This is a genomic window from Gimesia alba (genome assembly GCF_007744675.1).
In the GTDB taxonomy this organism is placed as follows: domain Bacteria; phylum Planctomycetota; class Planctomycetia; order Planctomycetales; family Planctomycetaceae; genus Gimesia; species Gimesia alba.
Genome location: NZ_CP036269.1, coordinates 1424842 through 1446777, shown reverse-complemented (window position 1 = coordinate 1446777; position 21936 = coordinate 1424842). Strand labels below are relative to the sequence as shown.

Here is a 21936-nt window from a genome sequence, read left to right as displayed (position 1 = left end):
CCATTTCTGCTGAGACAAACTATGGATGGGCAGTTAGATCATTTTGTTAATGAACTGAAACGTCAGTTGAACCAGCTTGATCGTAGAATCCGCTCTCTGGCTCTGCTTCGAGGCATGGGTTTCATTGTACTCGTTCTGATCTGTCTGGTCACGATGCAGATCAGTCTGGACTTTCTGTTTTCTCTGGGCACGAAGGCGCGGATTGTATTGAGTTCGTTTTCTGTCACGGTACTCGTCGCTTGTATCTGGTTTGCGATGCTGCGTCGCGTCTTTCATAAAAGAACGCCGGTAGAATTAGCTGCGATTGTGGAAGAATCGCAGTCTGCTCTGAACGAACGGCTGACATCGGTACTGGAATTATCCACCGCACAAAATGAATCTAGCTCGGTCGTCATGCGAGAACGCCTGGCCAAAGAAACGATTGCTTCGCTGACGACGTTTAATATTTCTGACACAGTCCCCTCTGATCGCGCGATGCGCTTTATTATGAGTGCGGGCATCGCTCTCTTGATTTTTTTGACGCCGCTGTTGATCTGGCCTGACGCTTATCGTCTCTTGCTATCGCGAAGTGTCATTCCCTGGGGAAATTTCGCGACAGTCAGTTCACTGTACTTTGACGTACAACCCGGCGATGAAACGGTTGCCCGCGGTGAAGATCTGCAAATTATCGCAATCCCGCACTGGCACACCAAACAACCCGGGACGATCGATGAAGTCTGGATTGAATGGGAAGATGCCAAGGGGGAACATTTTTCGCGACGGATGGATCTGGATCAGGAAGCTGGCCATTACCTGACTCAATTCTCACGTCTACTGACGGGATTCCAGTATCAGATCACGACTGATCGCAGCCGCAGCAAACAATATGCAATCCAGATCGCAGAGCCACCGTCTATTACCGACACACAACTCAGCATCGTCCCCCCCGATTACACACAAACGAAACAGCAGGAATTAACGGTTCTTCCCAGTGAAATCAGAGTCCTGGAACAGAGCCAGCTCTCTTTCAATCTGAGCTTTGACCGCCCTGTCACAGAAGCATCACTGCGATACCAGCTTTATACATCCGGCGCGAATCCAGAAGAGCATCCCCCGGTTGAGCAGAAAGAGTTTGTATTGAGCGACGATCTGTTGACCGCCCAACTGGAATTGCCGGTCCACAAAAAGAGCTTTTTGTTTCATATTGCGCTAACAGGCAAAGAAGGAAACCTGAAAACACAGACATCAGAGCATCTGGTCAAAGTCGTGCTTGACCGCGCACCGGAAATTGAACTTTCGATCTACGACCAGCCGGAGTTCTTCAAACCGGATGAAAGCCTGACGGTCCCCGTCAAAGTCATTGATGATTTTTCTGTCGAAGCACTCGAAATTCATGTCAAAAAGCTGGATGAAAAAGAAACCATTACCAAAGTTCCCGCAGAATTGCTGGGCAGCTCTGCCGTGGCTTATGAATTCAAAATTCCGCTTGCGGATCTGCAGGCACAGCAGGCTGATATTTTCACCTACCGCGTTCGGGCCGTCGACAACCGCGAGATTCCCTCTCCCAATGAGGTCTGGTCGACGCCCCGTGTGTTCGGAATTGATAAAAACGCGGAAGAGCAGCTATCAGCAGGCGTCATTTCCCGCCAGCAAAAGTTACGTGATGAGCTGAGAAAAATTCAACAGGATTACAAAGAGCATCAGCAGAACGTGGATCAAAAGATTGCCGATCTGAAAAAATTAAAAGAGCAGGATCAACTTGCTGCTGGAGATCAGATTGAACTGCAAAAAATGACACAAGAGGAACGCAAGCTCGCCCAGCAACTGGAAAACGTGGCGAATGAATTTCTGCAACTCCCCTTGTATCAAAAACTGGCGGCACAGACCCAGTCTGTCGCACGAACCGATTTCGTGAAAAATCATGACACATTGAAATCTGCAGCTGGTTCAGAAACCGTCAAACAGGCAAAAGATGACCTGAAACCGGTCCCCCCAGCTATGACCGCGACCGAGAAAAAACTCGGAGACCTTGTCCAACAGTATGAAAAGCTGGTGGAACTGGAAAATGATTTACTGAATTTGAATCGACTTGCTGAGGAGACCGATCATCTCGCCGATGACCTGCTGGCATTCAACGATAAACTGGAGTCCGCCACTCAGCAGCCACAGGCCAAATCAGACAACAAGCAACCGCAGCCGCAGGCGGGAGAAAAAAATGAGCAAAATCCTCCATCACCAGAACAACAGCAGGATCAGCCTCACCAGAAGCTGACACCGGAAATGGAAAAGGAGTTGGCGAATCTGCAAGCGGAACTGAAACACCGCCAATCCAGTCTCGCGAAGGATCTGGACAAGTTACTGGAACGCCGTCCAGAGCTGGTCGACGCTGCTCGTAATCATCAGCTAAAACAACTCGATTCACTGGTTAATCAAACCTCACAGCTGGTTGAACCCCAACAACAGCTGGCTGAAGCGATTCAGCAGCAGGCGCCGGTCGCAGCGAGCCGGCCAGATGCCGCTGCCCCCCAACAACAGGCGGCCCCACAAGAAGCGACGCCTTCCGGGCAAGCTTCACCGCCGGCTGCCAACGGGAACGAACCACAGACAGCCGCCTCAAATGCCGCCAATGCAGAACCAGCGGCCAACGCCCAACCGGCCGAAGCTAACATGAGTGGTGAACCATCACGGGCGAAAACGGAATCCGTAAGCAATTTACAAAAACAGCAGCAGATGCTGGCCCAGGCGGCAGCGAATCTTGCTCTAGAAACAGCACAACAATTTGGTCCCGAGTCAGAGCCAACCCGCAAAGCCACTCAACTGGCAGAAGAAGCGATCAAAGCACAGCAGGCCGCGAATGCCGGTCAGCTGCATGAAGCAAGCCAGGCTGCTAACCGCGCAGCAAAAATGGCCGAAGCGATGAAGCAAGCTCATCAGTCCAAAAAAGAAGAACCGACAGAACGCGATGCCTTTCTGGAGCAAGCCGAACAAATGGCAAATCTGCAACAGGACCTGGCAGGGAAACTGGCGCAGGCTTCTAACTCTGAAGAAATGCGGCAGGAAGCCTTGAAGAATTCACAGGAAGGCCTTGCGCGACAGACCCAGGCATTGACCCAACAGTTGGCCGAAACATCCGAAAAACTGGAAACCGATCCGATCGGTCTGAAAAAAGAGAGTCAACAGGCTGAACGAACGCAGGAAAAAACAGCCAAAGCCGGTCAGGCAATGCAGAAAGCAGTCGAAGGACTCTCAGAGGAAAACCTGGCTCAGGCTGCCGAACAGGCGCAACAGGCAGCCCAGGCACTTCAGGACGCCGCCCGCAAAGCACAACATGCAAAAAGAGAATTTCAGAAAGAATCGCCTGTTCCTGAAAAAGTAGGCGATCAGGTTACCGATGCTGCTAGACAGCTGCGCAATGCACAGAAGCAGTTGGAACAGACTCCCGAATTCAAAAACGCCGGCGATCAAAACATGGCCCAGAAAAAACAGGCCGCTCCTTCCGAAGGAAATTCCGATCCGAAACAGGCAAAAGCGGCTGACCAGAAACAAGACGGTTCCCAAGGGCAAGACCAGAACAGCCAGGCGAAAGCAGAACCCGGCGACGATTCACAATCCAGTGAACAGCAGGTTTCCGAGAATTCCCAAAACCAGAGCCAGCAGTCAGAGAAAGGAAAACCGTCCGCTTCCAAAGAAGCAGCCGAAGCGCTTAAACGGGCCGCAGAATCACTTTCACAAGCAGCTACCGAATTGAAATCGAAAGCCCAACAGGGTTCCGATCCTGGTAAAGGACAACAGTCGCAGACCGCTTCTAAAAATATGGCTCCAGGCAAAGGGCAAGGCGAAAGCGAGGGAGGTGGCGCTAAAACCAGTGTGGACTTTACCCAACTCAAAACCAAACTGATGGCGATGTCAAATCGTAACTGGGGCGAACTTCCCGGTCATCTCGACACGGAAATTCTGCAGGGCTCTCGTAGTCGAACCGATCCGGAGTATGCCCGTTTGATCAAACATTATTTTGAAGCAATCGCCAAATCCAAATCCGACAGCAAGTAAGAATGTTTTGTGTTTTGAACTAGAGGAACATACCGATGTCGCGCTGGTTGACCGTATTACTGCTTTTGGGATCCTCTCTGCAAATGACCGCAGTTTGCCGGGCGCAGGGAGTGGATCAACAAAAAAAACAGCTCGACGCAAGCATTCAACGGGCCGTGCAGTTCTTATCGAAATCTCAACAGCCTTCTGGCGCCTGGTCATTTAACTCTTATGGAGAATCGACGGCTGCAACTTCGCTGGCCATTATGGCCTTCATGGCCGCCGGTTATGTTCCGGAGGAAGGTCCTTACGGTGATCAGATTAACAAAGGCATCGACTGGGTACTGGCACATCAACTCGACAATGGGTTAGTCGTGCATCATAAAAGTCACGGGCCCATGTATAGCCACGGCATCAGTACTCTGATGCTGGCGGAAGTTGCGGGAATGCTCACCGGGGAACGTGAAAAAAAGTGCCGCCAGGTTCTGGAACGTGCTATTAAGTTGATTGTGTCTGCACAGGATGTTTCCAAAGATAAAAGAAACATCGGCGGTTGGCGTTACACTCAGACCAGCAAAGACAGTGACCTCAGTGTCACCGGCTGGCAATTATTAGCGCTGCGTGCTGCAAAAAATATCGGCTGTGATATTTCCGCCGACCATATCGATAAAGCAGTCGCCTATGTGCGGCACTGTCGCGGCCGTAACAATATCGGGTTTGCTTATCAACCCGGCGGAGCCCCCAGTGCCACGCGAACCGGTACGGGTATTCTCGCTCTGGAAATTTGCGGGAAACATCATACCCAAGATGCCTTGCAAGCGGGTGATTATCTCGTACAGCGCCCGTTGCATCCGGATGAATTCTATTATTTTTATGGCGCTTACTACTGCAGTGTTGGCATGTTTCAGATGGGGGGCGAATACTGGAAAAAGACCCGCGCCACGATCGTGCCCCAGTTGCTGGAAATGCAAAAACATGATGGCAGCTGGCTGGCGAACAAAGGCAGCGAAAAAGAAGCCGGCAAAGTTTATGCCACCACGCTGGCTGTCCTCGCACTCGCCGTCGAATACCAGTATCTGCCCATCTATCAACGCTGAATTCACCCTGCAGCTCTGATACATCTGATATCAAAGCGCCCTGGAAACAGTTCGATCCCTAGAATCTCGTTGAAATCGCGTCGATTGGTTCGACTCACTCAAATCAACCCTTCGACTATCTGCTTGCTACCAATAGAGTTACCCTTATCATACAGAGATCAGGGGCACCGAATTGACCTTGGAGAACCAGCCGGTTATCTTTAGAATCCGCTGTTGCGAATGACCTGTTTACTTCCCATCTTAACACCCTTGGATAACCGACCGTGCGGATTGCTTACTTAGATTGTTCTACTGGAATTAGCGGTGATATGACTCTGGCTGCCCTCGTCGATGCGGGCGTCAATCCAGACCAGATCATTGCCGGCATTGATTCCCTGGGTTTGCCCGGCGTCAAACTCTCATTCTCTTCTACCATGAAGGGGGGCTTTCATGCGACTTCCGTACAAATTAAACATCCCGAGCAGCACGCCCATCGTCACTTAAGCGACATTGTCAAGATCCTGAAGCAGTCGGATCAGCTTACACCAAAACAGTACGAGATATCATTTGCACTGTTTTCAGCGATCGCGGGTGCCGAAGCAAAAGTGCATGGCTCGACCATTGAAAAAGTACACTTTCATGAAGTCGGAGCCATCGACTCCATTGTGGATATTGTGGGAGTCGCGATCGGCTTCGACTTGCTGGGCGTTGAACAAATCATTTCCAGCCCGATTCCAACAGGCTACGGACAGATAAAAATTGATCATGGCATCTGCACGGTACCAGCCCCGGGAACTGCCGAACTCCTGAAGGGAATCCCCCTGGCCGACATTCCAATTCAAGCCGAGCTGACTACTCCCACGGGGGCCGCTATTATTGCAACACTCGTCGATCGATTCTCCATGCTACCTCCCATGACGATTGAAGAAATCGGATATGGGGCCGGCACAAAAAACTTCCCGGAGCGTGCCAACCTGCTCCGCATGTTTGTCGGTGAATCTGTTACAACCAGCAATACCAATTATGTGACATTGCTCGAAACAAACCTGGATGATGTTTCTGGAGAGGTTATTGGGTATACGAAACAGAAACTGCTGGCCGCAGGCGCGCTGGATGTTTATTCGACTGCGATTCAGATGAAGAAAGACCGCCCGGCCGTCATGCTGAGCCTGATTTGCAAACCAGAGTCTGTTGATAAACTGGAGTCCATTCTGTTTCAGGAAACAGAAACGCTGGGCATCCGCCGTCACCAGCTCCAGCGTTCCATTCGTCCCCGCCAACAGCAGCAAGTCAAAACCGCATGGGGAGAAGTAGACGGGAAACTTTCGCTGGCGCCAAATCAGCAAACGATTTTTACTCCGGAATATGAATCGTGTGCGAAACTGGCGGAGAAACATCAGGTCTCGCTCAGAACCATCTATCGTGCTGCTGAAGCTGCCTTCCTGTTTGATGGAAAACCAGCGACTTCCTTCGACACGGCAGCAAATGTCCCCCACGACCACGACCACGACCACGACCACGACCACGACCACGACCACGACCACGACCACGACCACGACCATGACCATGACCATGGATAAGCTAGCTCTCTTAGTTTGATCAGGAAGATTACCAGAGCAAATCAGATACAAATTGCGTCAATTCGATTTTGTTTGGAAGTAAAGGATGACTTACCAATCATGTTTGAGCTTAGTGATACCAACACCATTATAACCGGCGTGTTGATCCTGCTTGTCGCCTGGTCTCTCAGAAGAAGCTTTCGTGAACAGTCTCGAATCAGCAGTCGAGATCCACTGGAAGAAGCCCAGAAGGAAATTGCCACCCGCGAACAAAGCCAGTTGAATCGGCTCGATCAACTTGAAGTCAAACTCTACGAATACGGCAGAGAAGTCGAATCCCGTAGCGATGACCGCCTGCAAATGCTGGATACATTGCTGCGCGACGCTGACCGGGAAATTAATCGGCTGCGTCAACAACTGGCACTGGCGCAACAGAATACGGATACGTCGTCAGCATCCTCTGAGGAACCGGGGCCGGACATTTTAGTCTATGACAATTCCCGCAAAATCACCGCGGCGGCAGAGCGGCGTATGATGATCGTTTATCTGAGTCAGGCAGGTTTTTCCTCACGAGAAATCAGTAACTGTTTCCAGTGCGATCAGTCAGAAATCGAAACCATTATCGCTGAAGAAAACGAGCCCCCCAATACTGAGACTGCTTGAACACGAAGTGCACTGTGTTTCGCCGTCAGTTTATCCAGTGATCAATTCCTCGATCGGTGATGCATCTACCAGTTTCAGTTCCCGATCATCCAGCTGTGCCAGACTGCTAGCGGGATTGAGTCCCAGATGATGATAAATCGTCGCCGTCAGTTCGGAAGCGTGAACCGGACGTTCCACCGGCGCACTGGCTCGAGCATCGCTGGCCCCCACGACCTGACCTCCGGGTGTTCCGCCGCCTGCAACCAATGCCGACCAGACATGTGGCCAATGATCACGGCCGCCATGCGCATTGATCTGAGGCGTGCGACCGAATTCACCAGACGCAACCACCAGTGTGTCGTCCAGCAATCCTTTGGAAGAGAGATCATCAAGCAGGGTCGATAGCGCTTTGTCAAACGCAGGTCCCAGTGAATCACGGTACTCGTATACTTTTCCGGAAGTCCCTGTGCCGGTGCCGTGGCAATCCCAGGTCAATTGCTGATGTAGATCATCGAATAAATTGACGATCACACAGCGGGTGCCCCGTTCAACCAGTTGACGTGCCTGCAGCATCAGTCGGCCGAATCGATGCTTTCCATACTGCTGCTGAATCGCCTTGGATTCCCCCTCAATTTTGATCTCATATTCTCCACTGGCAGAAGACTCGCCAACGGTAGTCGCAGGGTCAAACTCCTCTCCCAGAAATGTTGCCTGCTGTCCACGATACATGTTCACGCCCAATGAACTCACCAAGCGTGGCAGGACCACAAAGGGAGGTGCATCGCCACGCGGTCCAAATTGGCGCGAAATCACCGATCCAAAACAGGGATAATTCAATGCCCCTTTTGATAACCTGCCTGTCTGAATGAGCTGGTAACCAGTTTCGTGAATCGGGGCTGCATCATGATACAAGGAACGGACGAGTGAGAACTGACTGGCACGCTGCGCCAGTTGCGGAAAAGCTTCACTCACTAACAGCCCCGGTACTGACGTCTCGATCGCTTTGAGCGGTCCTCGAATTTCAGCCGGCGCTTCCGGTTTGGGATCGAATGTTTCCAGTTGGCTAGCGCCCCCTGTCATCATGATCAAAATACAGTTCTTCTGCGAACGATCACTTTGGGCAGCAGATAACGCCGCCCGTTCGGACATGGACAACCCAACGAAGCTCAAACTTCCCACGCGGAGAAAATCCCGGCGGGAGACTTCAGATTGATTTTGCTTGGAGTTCATAACCTATCTTACCAGTTCTTTTCAGAATGTGATGTCTTTTCTGGGGTGGTACTATTATACCAGCCTTGGTCTATAGTCGAAGAATTCCTCCCCTGGAATTCAACCTGTTTCAGAAACTTCGAAACCAAATTCAAAAGTTCATGTAGACTCTTTGATATGAATCTGGGCACCCCGATTGAGCGGATTGACCGTTCGCAGAGAACATAATTCGCCGTAACCATTATCCAGCAATAGACTTGAAACGTATTCAGCCTCAGCAGAACTGGAACAGACAACTGATAAAGTCGGCCCCCAGGATGTTTGGGCGATCCCCTGGATCCCATTGGCAATTAAGAGTGATTCCAGCTCTGCCATCTGCGGATGGGCATAAATTCCACCCTGTGCGGGCTTAAAAAACTCACCGACAGTCCGCCCAAAAGTGGTTAAACCGGCGCTGAACTCGGGAAAATCGTGTGACAGAACCGCTGGCAGAAGTTGCATCAATACTAGTCGACAGAGTTGTTCTGTGATGGCAACCGGCATCGGCCCCAGCCGTTGAATTGCCTCCACTTCAATGGTACCAGAGATCCCCGCCTGATCTTTGGGTGTGATCAACAGAATTCTCCAATCTTCCGGAAAGTCAGCATGTGCCACGAGAGGACTGATCTGCTCTGAATTCCGCTTGCCCCCCTCAACCAGAAAGCCACCCCAATCAAAACCGTGAACTCCCAGTGCCGATCGCGCCCCGCGTCCAACCCGTAGTGCCAGTTCGACGGAAGAGGGCTCCTGCTCTCCATAAAGCAATGAAACCGCGCGTGCCACTGCCAGACTTAACTGAGTTCCTGAACCAAAGCCACAATGCATTGGAATCTCGGATTGAAATTCCAATGTGAAGAAACGCGAGTGTGAAGCATCAGGAAGATACTTCCGGGCCGCTATGAGAGCTGCTTCCACTTTTGAGTAGTAAGCATCACTGCATGTGATGTGATCCTGACCAGCGGACGACTCTTTTGCGGAAAGCACAAAATGTGGTGCATCTACCATCAAGCCGATGCCACCAAATTCGCGGCCCGTCATGGGAGCCAGTGAGAGCAACCCCCAATGCAATCGGCTTCCGGTTGTAATCCTCACTTCGTGTGGCATGATCAATATTTTCTGCGACTGTTTCAATTAAGTGACAGGAAGGCACAAATGATTACGATTTGATTTCAGCATATGCCTTGGAAATATATTCTTCCAGTAAACAAAACGCTGTCTCTTCCTGAGGACCTGCTGTTTTTTTGACAATTTCCGCCAGGGACTGATACTGAGCCTCTAATTCGCTTTGTTCAATCAGATGCGTACGCGTTGCCAGAATCGCAGCTTCTAACACAGCATGCTTGGCACGATTGAGACCGAAATAATCACGAATCCGGCCCTGATGCACCACGGTTGCCTGCATCACAGTACGAGCCTGGGTTTCGTCAATGCTCTCGATCTCAAATTCGTACCAGCGACAGGCAGACTGCAGAACCTTCCCGTCAATTTTTTCGGCGGGAAATGTTTCCGGAATTTCATCTAGCTGGCCGATCGCGGCTTTTGCCAGTAATAAAACATCATCAACTACGTGCAGGACTCCGCAACGGGTTTCTTTCAAATTGCTGAATGTGCGTGATGTCTGAAACGGACGCAACACAAACTGGGACATCTCAGAATTCACCACCGGCCCCATCGGCGCAATATTCAATTCACCCTGCTGATTTTGACTGGTTACAATGCCTTCCAGAATCATCGACGCTGCTCTCTAAAGTAAGATAGACGCACTTAACAAGCTACTATCATAGTCCAGAGTCGGCTCTAGTGAAACCAGCGAACACTTTGAAATCAGGACCGGCCAGCAGTTTGCTGGAGAGAACAGCATCTTGATCAGATCAGACTGAGAGATTATCGGGTAAACCCGACATAGAAACTGAAGACCTGTGTTTCGTCGAAAGACTCCTTAGCCAATGGCACTGAGAAGTCCAACGCCACGGGGACAGGCCCCATTGCAGGCACTGTTAACCGCAGGCCGGCACCGACAGAAACACGGAACTGATCGAGAGAGACATGATCTTCCACTGTACCGAAGTCACTGAAGAAGACCATCTGGATCATCTCGTCAGCGGTAATTGGAACCATGTATTGGGCACTACCCAGGAAGCTCCAGCGACCACCAACGGCGACGCCGTTTTCGCGAGGAGTCACTCCCCGGAATTCGAAACCGCGGAAAGTTTGGAAACCACCGGCATAGTACCGTTCAAAAACAGGTGTATCAGAATCGGTCCAACCCAATGAGGCACTCAACGAAAGAATGTGACGTCCGCCACCATCGGGTCGCTTGTAGATCGTGAAGTATTGACTGGCGTTTGTTTCCAGACGACTGTAATCGAAATCACCAACAGCCTGCTCTGCAGCAAACTCAAGAATATGTCCTTCCGCAGGCAGGAACGCGGCATCACGAGTGTCATGAGTGGCTGCAAGGCGGAATGTATTCAGTAAATTATTTCCGACAGACTGCTGAACGATCGCGGGTGTCGGCGTGCGTGGATTTCGCAAGTCGACATTTTCCAGACGGAATTGACCGTTGATAGACCATTCCTGCGTCAGTTGACGTCCCAGTGAAAGACGCATTCCAACGCGTTCTTCATCCCAGTCTGTATAGAAGCGAGTGAAATAGAATCCACTGACTCCCAGACTGAAGTTCGTATCCAAGAAATAGGGATCAGTCCAGTTTACCAGATAACGGCTGACCTGATCACCGGGGACGGCTTCTGCTCTGAAGCGTTGTCCACCACCGCGCCAGGCGGTTCCATCCAGAATATCTTCAAAACTGCGTGGTGGCCTGAGGATATCAAAATTTTCTTCCTGCAGAACGATCGAACCGACCACACCCGCATCACTGTTTACACCCACGCCGAACATCAAACGACCGGTTCGGCTTTCCGAGGCATACACATCCAGGTCAACCCAACCGGGTTGTTGTTGGGGGAATTCGGTTCCCATCGGATCGCCCAGAGGACTGTTTCCGAAGAGGGGATTCAAAGCTTCCGGGATCCCATTGTCATAGTTCTGTGCCCGGAAGACTTCTTCCTGGCCGGAAAGTGTTTTTAGAGGAGCCTGATAGCGATTACGTCGGGAAACCTGATTTTGCTCCCGTTCATGGTTTTGCCCACGAACTACATCATCCTTTCGCATGGCTGCAAGTTCTTTTTGTGGGTCAACCCGCTTGATATTGATGCGTGGCCCTTGCTGGGGTCCTGCCTGGAAGACTTTGCCTCCTTCAATGCGACGCTTACTTTTAGCAATCAGTCGTGGGTTTGCCAGATCGCCAGGTGCGACTAATAAAGGATTCGTCAAAACCGAACTCTTGGTTCGCGGGTTATCACCTGAGATGTGGGGAGTAATCTTTCGAATCCGCCAAGGTTTGTCTTCGTTAATTTGATAAACCAAATCGACTTCGCCTGGTGCTTCCAAAAAACGGGGCACAGGATTCACCTTGGCAAACAGATGACCGCGTTCACCGTATTTCGCTGTCAATTTTTCGACATCGGTTGATAAAGCTCGGCTGTTGAAAAACTCACCCGAAGCAAGTTTGATGTCATCGCGAATTTCATCTTCCGAGAAGATTCGATTCCCCTCGATCAGAATATCGCGGACCTTATAACGTTTGCCTTCATTCACCGTATATTCGATCTGCACACGGGAACGGCCTTTGTTATAGCCAACTTTCTCATCAATTTTCACATCGAAGAAACCCAGGCTGTTATAATACTGCTTGAGAGCAACCAGATCGTCTTCCACGGTGGAAGGATCATATTTCCCTCCCAGAACGCTTAAGCCGAGAGGTGCTTTTTTCGTGAGCAGTTTTGTTTTGAGTACGCCTGAGCTGACAAATTTATTTCCCCGAAACTTAATGCCGGAAACAACAACTTTGGGACCTTCTTTAATTTCAAAGATCACTTCACGATCATTGGGGTCTCCGCCTTTGCTCAAATTGATTTCAACAAATCGATAACCACGTTCAACGTAGAGCTGTTTTAACCGATGCACGGATTCCAGATTGGCAGAAACATCAAAGGGGGAACCGACTTTTAACCCGGTGGTCGCTGCCAGACGTTTGGTTTTGACTTTCTTGTTTCCGCGAAATTCGACCTTCTCAACGATTGGACGTTCTTTGACTTTGAAGATCAGCACCAGTCCCTGTTCGGTTTTTCGATAGACTGGCTGGACACTGGAGAACCAGCGTGTAGCAAACAGTAGCCGAACATCTTCCAAGACTTGATCTCGAGTCGCAGGTCGGCCGCGTTGTATTTTTGTTTTTTGTAAAATGGCGAGTGCTGGAATGGATTCGTTACCTTCCACGCGAATATCAAACAGCGGGTCGTTCAGTGAAATCGAACGCTGTTCTTTTTCCTGCGCGAAGGCTGAGCTCAGCACCGGGGCAATCCCGTTGCTGCAGGCTCCGAATAATATGATCTGTACCAGGATCAGGCTAAACGCCCATCTGAATGCGCTGCCGCATCTGGTGTCAGACAAGACACCTCTTATCATGGCGAGTCCAATTGTAATTTTTGCGAGAAAAGATATGAGGTTCACTTTAATGTGACAGGTCGGAATTCTCTTTTTCAATGGCCCTGTGATCTCAGGGAGGATATGAGAAAAGGGAGTGTAAGACAGGAAAGTTACCCTCTGGTAAAAAGTGGGTTGCGTAGAAATAACGAAAATCGAAAACAGCCGCAAGACGAGTTTTTCAATGACAATCAGATTTGCTGACATCGATTGAAAAAAGTACGCAGCACCACTGATTTGCGTGTAAGAATTACAAGAATTGCCCATAAATTCACGTATTTCATCATGAAATAGCGAACTCTGTTGAGCTGAATGGGTGCTGGTAATTCAGGAAAAAATGTGCTTACTCAGCGGTCGACTGTAAGTGACAGGCGACACAAGAGAGTACCACGCTCTGAACGGAAACCTTTTCACGGCCTGTTTTAGCAGCGATCGAATTTGCGCCGGTTTCGCGCTGTGCAATCCAGAGGCATGGCTGCTGACTTGGAAGGCTGTTGGCCGTCGGTGAAAGTTGACTCTCAGGTGTATTCAGAGAGATTCCCCACCCCATCAGAAAACCGGCTACTAAAATCAATGCTGCATGTAACAGTCGTTTTTGATACTGCTTTCTCTGAGGAGGTTGTACTGTCTGGCTCACACCAGCTTCTGCGCGTAAACGTGTTGCCGCCTGTTCAGCCATGCGGACTGTCTCGGCAGACAGAAACGGCTGTCCGGTTTTCGGGAAAATGGACGCGGTTTCCGGAGCGGCGGTCTGATGAAAGTCGGCATGAAATTTGTCAAAGCCATCCAGATCCGTTGGTTCATCGAGAATCTGCTGAAACGATTCCAGCGCCGGCGCCAGCGTTTCCTTCATCTGCTGACAACGCGGGCACATCTGCAGATGCCAGAGTAACTCCTCACATTGATGATCTGTGGGATGAGTCATTAATTCAAACGCTTCGTCACAATTCATGAGACATCTCCTTCCGAAGTCAGTCCTTCAGAAAAACGATGAGCCAATTGAAGCAATCCGTTTTTCACACGTATTTTTGCCGCAGACAAACTGCAATCCATCGTTAATGCAATCTCTGAAAATTTCATGCCGCCAAAGAAACGGAGCCGCAACGAATCGGCCTGGACTTCCGGTAGTTCGCTCAAATACAAAGCCAGCAGTTCAAACTGTTCTGTCTTGAGCACTGCCTGCAAAGGTGTCTCTGACGAACTGGGTTCGGGAATCATCGTATCAGTAGCAGTATCAAATGAGGACCGCACCATTTCACGGGGTTGGCGTAACTCCCGCTTATAATGCCGTCGACACAGGTTCAAAAAAATCGTCCAGAGCCAGGTCGAAAAAGCAAACTCAGGATTATAGGACTCGCGTGCCGCAAATGCAGATAAGAATGCTTCCTGTACCAGATCTTCTACAGCGGCCTGCTTGCCGTATTTACTCCAGGCAAATCGTAGCAACCGATCACGATAGCGCATCACTAACTCATCGAACAGAAGATATTCTCCTGCACAGATGCGTTTCATGATGGTGGCATCGTCCAACATGGATGTTTCCCAAATGGCCTGCCAGATCACTCCAGGCAGCAATAAAGGCTTGTTTACAAACGATTTTCTTTGATCCAATTCTATCGGGTTCCGTGAGGAGAATGCAACCTGAACAATTTCATTCTCAGACAGTTCCCGATAGCAATCATGAACTCAGATTCGCACCGATTTGATAGATTTCTTCCGTATCGAGCAGCAGGTCATTCGTTTCGAAGAGCTGACGGAGGGCGGCTTTATGAATTTTCATCTTGGTCCCGCCCACTCCAATTGCCCCGTAACAGAGAACTCCCTCTCGCTCGGTCGCTTTATCCATGACATCCACGTCCTCAATCCCAGCGGGAGGCACCGCATTCAGATCAATGGCGACCTTAAGCTGTTTCATCGGTTTCCAGCAAGCGGCCGGGATTAGTTTGACCCCTGCTGCGCCGGCGGCGATGATCAGATTAGTATCCCGATTGGTATCTTCCATCTGCTTGTGGTCTTTGAGTGACAGTGGCTTCAGTTTTGCGTCATCCACAATCGCCTTAACCGCATCGCAAGTCGCCTGAGCACGTTCTTCCGAACGGGACGCCACGATCACGGTCGCCCCCCGCTTTGCAAGCAACTGTGCCGCACGCTGCCCTACAGGGCCGGTCCCCCCCAGAATCAATGCCGTTGTTTCCGAAAAGTCAAGATGCTTGCCCGCTGCCAGAACTGCCGCTGCGGCTGTGGTATTGGATCCATTCGAATCCATCATCACAGAGACCCGCACGGGACCAAAAAACGTCTCCTTAATTTTTTTGAATAAGGTTTCGCCGGAAGAGACATCGCTCCCGCCGACAAATATTGCAGTATGATGTAATTCCTTGGGTCCTCGCGTAAACATGGCGCCATGTACGAGTGGTTCGACATTAACGGGAGTCACATCACCGTAGCTCATTATTTCATCAATTTCGGCATCGACGGCAACCACGCGATCAAACGAACTGGGATGCGCATCGGTATCCAGTTGAATCAGTATTTTTTTCATGAGAATTCCCCAGCACTATTCATTACAGGAAATCGGAAATGCCCAAACGAAATACCCCTGTTCCGAAAGAACAGGGGTATGAATTCGATCTTTCCACCAAGTCAGAAATATTAACCAGCATAGAAGGGGTGAGAAGCTTCACTCTTCTTAGCCAGCATTTCGTCAGCAGAAGGCTCATTTTTCATTGCACGAGCAATCGCTTCTTTAGTGGCTTCGTAGTTGTATTCGAAGATTTTGGTGTCGTCATCGGCTTCCCAGTGAATGAAGACACCACAGACGATAACCAGATCTTCGCATTGATCTTTTGGAATGACGCCCGCTTCAACGCTGTCTGCGACAGCCTTTGCAACGGCGTATTGAGCGGGGCCAAACATCTGAACGGCCTGCTTTGCACCTTTAATTGTGACCTTGGTGATCATGACTGTTGCTGGCTTTACAGCCAGATTTGGTGATAATACAGCCAACAGGTTACTATGACCCATTTTCTGGCTGGACAGAGCGTTTGCAAACGCTGTCCCGACAGGACCATTTTTGTCACCAATCAACAAATCGATATGAGCAACTTCATTACCTTCACCAACAAGTGACTCACCGACAAACATTGACATTCTTCGTTCTCCATTTCGTATTAGGTTCTCACAGTTATGCATTAAGCACAAATTTAAAACGGATCACGAATACCGCAGTCCTGAACGGACGGCGAATCAAACAGATGTAAGCTTCGCCTTGGATCATTCGTAGCCTATGCTATGTAATAACAATTTGAGAACAGGATTGCCAGTAATCCGCTGGTATTCACACTAATTCCTCATAAAATTATCATGACATCCCTCTAAAATGCGATTTGATGAATCAACAAAACCCCTTTGATAATTCCGGGAAACCGCGTCTGCTGATCGTGGGTGCCAGTACGCGGGCTGCCGCATTTTCGGCAGTGCGTGCAGGCTGGCAGCCGGTTTGTGTTGATCAATATGCAGATCAGGACCTGCGGGAAATCGCCGAAGTGATCCCCAAAACCGAGGCCCCCGCTCATTGGATCGAATCGCTGTACCAATTCCCGACGCTGGATTGGATTTATACCGGGGGCATGGAAAATCATCCTGATCTCATTGAACAAATCAATCAGAAGCACCGACTGCGAGGCTGCGGTCCGGAAAGCCTGTATCGAGCCCGTGACCCCTTTTATCTGGAACGGCTCTTGAAAGACAAACCGATTCAGGCCGTCCCCTGCAGGCCTGTTGGTTTCATTCCTGATGACAATACCCGCTGGTTGCATAAACCACTTAAGGGAGCGGGCGGGATGGGAATCCGATTCCTGGATTCGATTTCGCCTGATATTGTGATCAACGGGGACTGCTATCTGCAACGATATCAACCTGGGATTCCCTTGTCTGCCCTGTTTATTGCGTTTCGTCAGACCACAGTTCTGATAGGAGTTTGCCTGCAATTGATTGGAAATGCTGCTCTCAATGCAGAAGCATTTCAATTTTGTGGCGGGATGACTGTCTCTCCCGCTCTTGCCCCTTTGCGAAATCCACTGGAAGAACTGGGGAGAACCGTAGCCGAAAGCTGTGAAATCCAGGGGATCTTCGGCTGCGACCTGCTGCTGGACCCCACACAGACCGATTCGCTTTGGTTGAATGAAGTTAATCCGCGTTATACGGCACTTACGGAACTTCTGGAACTGCAACACCGCACGCCACTCCTCGACTGGCATCTGACTGCTTGCCGGTCTTTTGAGGAACATCAAATTGACACAACGACCGCCCCAAAACTTCAAAAGTGCGTTGAGAGAGCAGAAAAACAGCCGTTACCCTACATTTCCAAAGGCATTTTGTATGCCAGTCGGGATTCCGTCTCCTCTCAAACCGTTGGGAATCGACTGGATTTTCGACCTCGTTATCATATTCCAGAATGTGGAGACATCCCCTGCGCAGGAACAGCCATCCCAGCCGGTTCACCTGTCTGTACTATTTATGGAGTAGGGGAGAACCATGAGTCCTGCTTGAAATCACTGGCTGATCGAATTGCCTGGTTTGAGCGGCACTTTGATCTTCAAGCCTGCCAGGATAAGACCGCTTCCAGCGCCTTTAGCAAGCTCTGGCCTGTAAAGACATCGGAAAACCAGTTTTTTACAGGTTTTTTCTCAAGCCGGAATGAATCGGGTTCGTTTCTTGAAGATTGAACTCATTGGTTATAAAATCGAGTTTAGTATTGGTATTCTCCAAGACGACATATAAAACACAGTTGAACTGTCTCACTGTTTTATCAGTTTACATGAAGGAATAATTTTAGACCGATGCCCAAGTCAACAGATATCAAAATTGTTGAGGCAAAATTTTCAACCGAAGAAGTTCCTTTTCGGACCCCCCTGAAATTCGGTGGGCGGGTGATGGATAGCAGTACGCTATTGAATGTGGAAGTCATCGTTGAAACACGCAATGGAAAACAGGGTATCGGAATTGGCAGCATGCCGGCCGGAAATATCTGGGCCTGGCCCTCCTCGGTCGTCAGTCCGGAAGACGCGTTGAAAGCGATGATTGAATTTCTGGAGGAGGCAGTGGAGATTGCCAATATCTGTCCGGAAGTCGCGCATCCGATCGATCTGATGTACCATATTTCGGCTGAATATCACTTCATGGCCAAGAAACTGTCGAAACGTCTGGGCTTGGAGGAAGAAATTCCCGAGTTGGCGCAACTCGTTGCTTCAAGCCCTCTGGATGCAGCCATTCATGATGGATTTGGGCGAGCGAATCATATCAACAGCTACAATGGCCTCTCTTCAGAATATATGACTCACGATCTGGCAGAGTATCTGGATGATCAATTCAAGGGGGAATATTTGGATCAATACACGCTTCGCGATCCCAAACCGAATCTACCGTTATACCATCTGGTAGGCGCGCTCGATCCGATTACCGAAGCGGACATCAGCGAACGTATTAATGACGGACTGCCGGAAACCCTGGGCGAGTGGATTAAAGCCGACGGCTTGACTCACCTGAAGATCAAACTATCCGGTGATAACATGGATTGGGATGTCAGCCGCGTGGTTGCTGTCGAAAACGAAGCAGCCAAAGCGCAGGCCGAACGCGGACAGGATACCTGGTGCTATTCATTGGATTTCAATGAGAAATGTGAAAACGTAGACTACGTACTCGATTTTCTGAACAAAATCCGTGAGCAGACACCGGCTGCCTTCGACCGGGTACAGTACATCGAACAACCAACCAACCGCGACCTCAAAGCCAACCCTGAAAATAAAATGCACGAAGCGGCCAAGATCAAACCGGTGGTGATCGATGAATCGCTGGTGGATTATGAATCGTTACTGCTCAGCCGCGAACTCGGTTACTCGGGTGTTGCTCTGAAAGCCTGCAAAGGCCAAACCGAATCGCTGTTCCTGGGTGCCGCGGCCCAGAAGTTTGATATGTTCCTTTGCGTTCAGGACCTGACCTGCTGCGGTTATTCATTCCTGCATTCTGCCAGTCTGGCGGCCCGCATTCCGACAATCGCTGCGATTGAAGGCAATGGACGACAGTACTGCCCGGGACCGAATAAAAAATGGACGCGGTCTTATCCCGGTATGTTCAACATCACAGATGGGACGGTCAAAACGGCCGAACTCAACGGTGATGGCTTAGGATTCTAAGAATCAGGCAGAGTTTCTGTTACCAGGTACTATTACGCTGCTGGTACGCCTGAAAATTGAAGAAGGCGAACAGAGCAAACATGATGCCGGCAAAACGCAACTGCTGCTTGAAAAAATAGAAGGCCAGCAGCCCCGCAACCACCATTGAGATCTGCAGCGCCAGGACATCACCGCGATAGCGTTTGACTGCTTTGCAGATATCTTCGCAAATATGCCCCCCATCCAGCGGCAGCACCGGGGCGAGATTGATTAACCCCCAATACAGGTTGATGAAATACAGGAAGTAAAATGTGGCTCTCACATAATCTCGTCCTTCAGGGCTGAACTGATCCCACAAGCCAAACTTGACTGAGATCATCTTAAAAAACATGACCGCGCCCAGCAACGCAAAGCCAGCAAACGGCCCTGCGGCAGACACGATAATCGAGCGGCGGGTTGTCATCCCGGAATACGGTTGAAACATGGCCAGTCCACCGAAGTGATACAGGACAATTTCCGGAGGCCAGCCAAAGTGTCGTGCCGTCAATGCATGCCCGAGCTCATGCACCAGAATGGAGACAAAGACACAGGCGATCCAGATCAACGTCATTTTAATATCATTGGGGTTCCAGCCCATAAATGCTGATACTGCCCAGAATAGCGGGTGAACGCGTACGGGAATCCCAAACATCGAAAACCGCAAATCAAACTCAGTGGGAGCCACATTTCCCAGCATTTTCAAAACTTTCTGTTTTCACTATCTTCCAGTTTGTCCCCGAATCAGACAGAAATCGGATGGAACAGAGACAGCGTACTCGATCACCGCCGGGAATGCACTCCCGCAACATTTCCGATTCTGCAGAAATGTATCGTGGTCCTGAAATCATGGCAATTGCAGTTCTCCTAATACCTTGCGTGTTATTTTTTATACCAGTTTTTAGTTGCTCCATTGCTGGAGTGGAATTCGTGCTGGAATCTTAAGGCTTTATCCAGATTCACAAGACTTAACATTGACGCATCTCACGAAAAGGATACGATTTGCACCATAATGGGCAGTGGGTCGCACAAGTTTTGACTCTGACTGTATCCTGACGGATCACTCAGGGCTCTGCGGGGATACCCCGTGGGAGAAGTATTGACCATTCTACGACACGTGAAGTATCGCTACGATAGATGGTTATCGTAGCAATACTTCGCCACAGGATCGGTTGTGCGGCCCGCTGGCCATTTCTATTTTTTATCACTTTTCTGACGATCACCAAACTGACCTGACTGCAGGATTTCTGAATGGGCTTCTTTGATTTCATACGCCAACTTTTTTTTGGCCCCGCACCAGATCGGTCTGTTGCGCGGCCTGAGACGAGCGCGAATGCAGAACAGACGAAAGCCCCCCGAGTCTTTCGCAAACCCCGTCTGAGCCCTCTGCGATACAATAAAAAGAAAACTTTTACAGCACCTGAAAGCGCTGATGTAGAATCCCTGCCATACAAACTCGCTCGCCCTTATGAATTGCTGCGCTATCGATCGGAAACCGATCATTATCTGGATATGACCCAGGATGGAGATGCAGCAAAACTGGGTCGCTTTGATCTACCCGTTTTTTCAACTCCGGAAGATATCGCGCACTGGTTGAATCTTCCACTAGGAAAACTTGCCTGGTTGACTCACCGGTTCAATCAGTCAGATCGTCCAGATGATGTGAAGGAATCGCATTACACATATCATTGGTTGCCGAAACGAAATGGGTTTCGGCTGATCGAAGCCCCGCGTCCTTTTATCAAACTGGCGCAGCAGCAGATCTTACTGGAAATCCTGAACCAGATTCCCGTTCATGACGCGGCACATGGCTTTGTCACCGGCCATTCCCCTGTCACAAATGCAATACCGCACACGGGCAAACGTGTGGTTGTCAAATTTGATCTGGAAAATTTTTATGCCAGCGTGAATTTTGCACGCGTCGTTTCAATCTTTCGCAGCGTCGGCTATTGTCGCGAAGCTGCACTCTGGCTGGCCCGGTTAACCACTACTGCGATTCCCATAAATATGCCATTTCCTGATGGAAGCCTGCGCCCGCTGTTACCGTATCTTTCACGCCACCTGCCACAAGGGGCATCGACTTCCCCTGCACTCGCGAACCTGTCTGCCTTTTCGCTGGATGTCAGACTCTCTGGGTTAGCACGTTCCTTTGATGCAGACTACACACGTTACGCCGACGACCTGACGTTTTCCGGATCCGATCAGTTTCTGCGATCACTGCGTGTATTTATTCCACTCGTGAATCAGATTATTCGTTCCGAACGATTTCAGGCGAATCAATCGAAGCGGCGCGTACTGCGGGACAATCAACAGCAAAAAGTAACCGGCGTTGTTGTCAACGAACACACGAATGTCCCGCGAAAAGAATTCGATCTGCTGAAAGCCATTCTCACTAATTGCATACGCCAGGGACCAGCGGGCCAGAACCGGGAACAGCATCCCGATTTTGCCAGCCATCTGCGCGGGCGAATTGCCTATGTGCAACAACTCAACCCGAATCGCGGCCAGCGACTGCTGCAGCTCTATGAACAGATTCGCTGGTAACACCAGCGCACAGTCACTCTCAATCAATCCTGTTCTGCTTTCTGATACAGAGACATTCCGTTCTTGCCAATACTGGCGAACCAGGTGGAATCAGTTTGACTT

The 21936-nt window shown here is 50.0% G+C and carries 16 protein-coding genes; 7 read left to right on the top strand and 9 right to left on the bottom strand.

Annotated features, from left to right (window positions below; all coding sequences use genetic code 11):
• The first annotated feature begins 21 nt into the window (after positions 1-21).
• The 4 genes from Pan241w_RS05740 (at position 22) to Pan241w_RS05725 (ending at position 7306) form a co-directional block, all read left to right on the top strand.
• Positions 22-4029: a hypothetical protein gene (locus Pan241w_RS05740; protein WP_145212267.1), complete on the top strand. Its 4008-nt coding sequence runs from the start codon at positions 22-24 to the stop codon at positions 4027-4029.
• A gap of 35 nt (positions 4030-4064) precedes the next feature.
• On the top strand, positions 4065-5105 hold the full coding sequence (locus tag Pan241w_RS05735; RefSeq protein ID WP_198000346.1) for a prenyltransferase/squalene oxidase repeat-containing protein: 1041 nt from the start codon (positions 4065-4067) through the stop codon (positions 5103-5105).
• Positions 5106-5368: 263 nt separating this feature from the next.
• A complete protein-coding gene (gene larC / locus Pan241w_RS05730) occupies positions 5369-6664 on the top strand; it encodes a nickel pincer cofactor biosynthesis protein LarC (protein ID WP_145212264.1) in 1296 nt (431 codons plus the stop codon).
• 99 nt (positions 6665-6763) lie between these two features.
• A complete protein-coding gene (locus Pan241w_RS05725) occupies positions 6764-7306 on the top strand; it encodes a hypothetical protein (RefSeq protein WP_145212261.1) in 543 nt (180 codons plus the stop codon).
• 30 nt (positions 7307-7336) lie between these two features.
• Here Pan241w_RS05725 and Pan241w_RS05720 read toward each other — a convergent pair whose 3' ends face one another.
• From Pan241w_RS05720 to fae, 8 genes are all read right to left on the bottom strand, one after another.
• Entirely contained in the window at positions 7337-8515 is a 1179-nt protein-coding gene (locus tag Pan241w_RS05720; protein ID WP_145212258.1) for a DUF1501 domain-containing protein, read from the bottom strand.
• 138 nt (positions 8516-8653) lie between these two features.
• A complete protein-coding gene (locus Pan241w_RS05715) occupies positions 8654-9637 on the bottom strand; it encodes a beta-ribofuranosylaminobenzene 5'-phosphate synthase family protein (protein WP_145212255.1) in 984 nt (327 codons plus the stop codon).
• A gap of 52 nt (positions 9638-9689) precedes the next feature.
• Positions 9690-10265 carry a DUF447 domain-containing protein gene (locus tag Pan241w_RS05710; protein ID WP_145212252.1) on the bottom strand — a complete coding sequence of 192 codons (576 nt, stop codon included), beginning with the start codon at positions 10263-10265 and terminating at the stop codon, positions 9690-9692.
• A 152-nt stretch (positions 10266-10417) separates the two neighbouring features.
• The gene (locus tag Pan241w_RS05705) at positions 10418-12949 is read right to left on the bottom strand and encodes a BamA/OMP85 family outer membrane protein (RefSeq protein ID WP_232107365.1); all 2532 of its coding nucleotides are present in this window, start codon (positions 12947-12949) and stop codon (positions 10418-10420) included.
• 475 nt (positions 12950-13424) lie between these two features.
• Positions 13425-14033, bottom strand: coding sequence for a hypothetical protein (locus Pan241w_RS05700; RefSeq protein WP_145212247.1), 609 nt, complete (start codon positions 14031-14033; stop codon positions 13425-13427).
• A complete protein-coding gene (locus Pan241w_RS05695) occupies positions 14030-14692 on the bottom strand; it encodes an RNA polymerase sigma factor (RefSeq protein WP_145212244.1) in 663 nt (220 codons plus the stop codon). Before Pan241w_RS05695 ends, Pan241w_RS05700 begins: the two co-directional genes overlap by 4 nt.
• Positions 14693-14759: 67 nt before the next feature.
• Positions 14760-15623 carry an NADP-dependent methylenetetrahydromethanopterin/methylenetetrahydrofolate dehydrogenase gene (locus Pan241w_RS05690; protein WP_145212242.1) on the bottom strand — a complete coding sequence of 288 codons (864 nt, stop codon included), beginning with the start codon at positions 15621-15623 and terminating at the stop codon, positions 14760-14762.
• 110 nt (positions 15624-15733) lie between these two features.
• Positions 15734-16231 (bottom strand): formaldehyde-activating enzyme, encoded by a 498-nt coding sequence (gene fae, locus Pan241w_RS05685; protein ID WP_145212239.1) that lies wholly within the window; start codon positions 16229-16231, stop codon positions 15734-15736.
• A 239-nt stretch (positions 16232-16470) separates the two neighbouring features.
• Here fae and Pan241w_RS05680 point away from each other — a divergent pair, with 239 nt between their 5' ends.
• Entirely contained in the window at positions 16471-17808 is a 1338-nt protein-coding gene (locus Pan241w_RS05680) for an ATP-grasp domain-containing protein (protein WP_145212236.1), read from the top strand.
• Between the two features lie 114 nt (positions 17809-17922).
• The gene (locus tag Pan241w_RS05675; protein ID WP_145212234.1) at positions 17923-19275 is read left to right on the top strand and encodes an enolase C-terminal domain-like protein; all 1353 of its coding nucleotides are present in this window, start codon (positions 17923-17925) and stop codon (positions 19273-19275) included.
• Positions 19276-19294: 19 nt separating this feature from the next.
• On the opposite strand, the gene Pan241w_RS05670 is transcribed toward Pan241w_RS05675, so the two are convergent.
• A complete protein-coding gene (locus Pan241w_RS05670) occupies positions 19295-19990 on the bottom strand; it encodes a site-2 protease family protein (protein ID WP_145212231.1) in 696 nt (231 codons plus the stop codon).
• Positions 19991-20541: 551 nt separating this feature from the next.
• Between Pan241w_RS05670 and Pan241w_RS05665 the strand changes: the two genes are divergently transcribed.
• Positions 20542-21834, top strand: a complete 1293-nt coding sequence (locus Pan241w_RS05665; protein WP_145212229.1) for a reverse transcriptase family protein — start codon at positions 20542-20544, stop codon at positions 21832-21834.
• The last annotated feature ends 102 nt before the right edge of the window (positions 21835-21936 follow it).

Coding starts and splice junctions, on each gene's coding strand:
- Pan241w_RS05680 (WP_145212236.1), top strand. CDS start 16,471: ATGAATCAACAAAACCCCTTTGATAATTCCGGGAAACCGCGTCTGCTG.
- Pan241w_RS05670 (WP_145212231.1), bottom strand. CDS start 19,990: ATGCTGGGAAATGTGGCTCCCACTGAGTTTGATTTGCGGTTTTCGATG.
- Pan241w_RS05725 (WP_145212261.1), top strand. CDS start 6,764: ATGTTTGAGCTTAGTGATACCAACACCATTATAACCGGCGTGTTGATC.
- Pan241w_RS05715 (WP_145212255.1), bottom strand. CDS start 9,637: ATGCCACACGAAGTGAGGATTACAACCGGAAGCCGATTGCATTGGGGG.
- Pan241w_RS05675 (WP_145212234.1), top strand. CDS start 17,923: ATGCCCAAGTCAACAGATATCAAAATTGTTGAGGCAAAATTTTCAACC.
- Pan241w_RS05700 (WP_145212247.1), bottom strand. CDS start 14,033: ATGAATTGTGACGAAGCGTTTGAATTAATGACTCATCCCACAGATCAT.
- Pan241w_RS05720 (WP_145212258.1), bottom strand. CDS start 8,515: ATGAACTCCAAGCAAAATCAATCTGAAGTCTCCCGCCGGGATTTTCTC.
- Pan241w_RS05735 (WP_198000346.1), top strand. CDS start 4,065: ATGTCGCGCTGGTTGACCGTATTACTGCTTTTGGGATCCTCTCTGCAA.
- Pan241w_RS05665 (WP_145212229.1), top strand. CDS start 20,542: ATGGGCTTCTTTGATTTCATACGCCAACTTTTTTTTGGCCCCGCACCA.
- fae (WP_145212239.1), bottom strand. CDS start 16,231: ATGTCAATGTTTGTCGGTGAGTCACTTGTTGGTGAAGGTAATGAAGTT.
- Pan241w_RS05740 (WP_145212267.1), top strand. CDS start 22: ATGGATGGGCAGTTAGATCATTTTGTTAATGAACTGAAACGTCAGTTG.
- Pan241w_RS05690 (WP_145212242.1), bottom strand. CDS start 15,623: ATGAAAAAAATACTGATTCAACTGGATACCGATGCGCATCCCAGTTCG.
- Pan241w_RS05710 (WP_145212252.1), bottom strand. CDS start 10,265: ATGATTCTGGAAGGCATTGTAACCAGTCAAAATCAGCAGGGTGAATTG.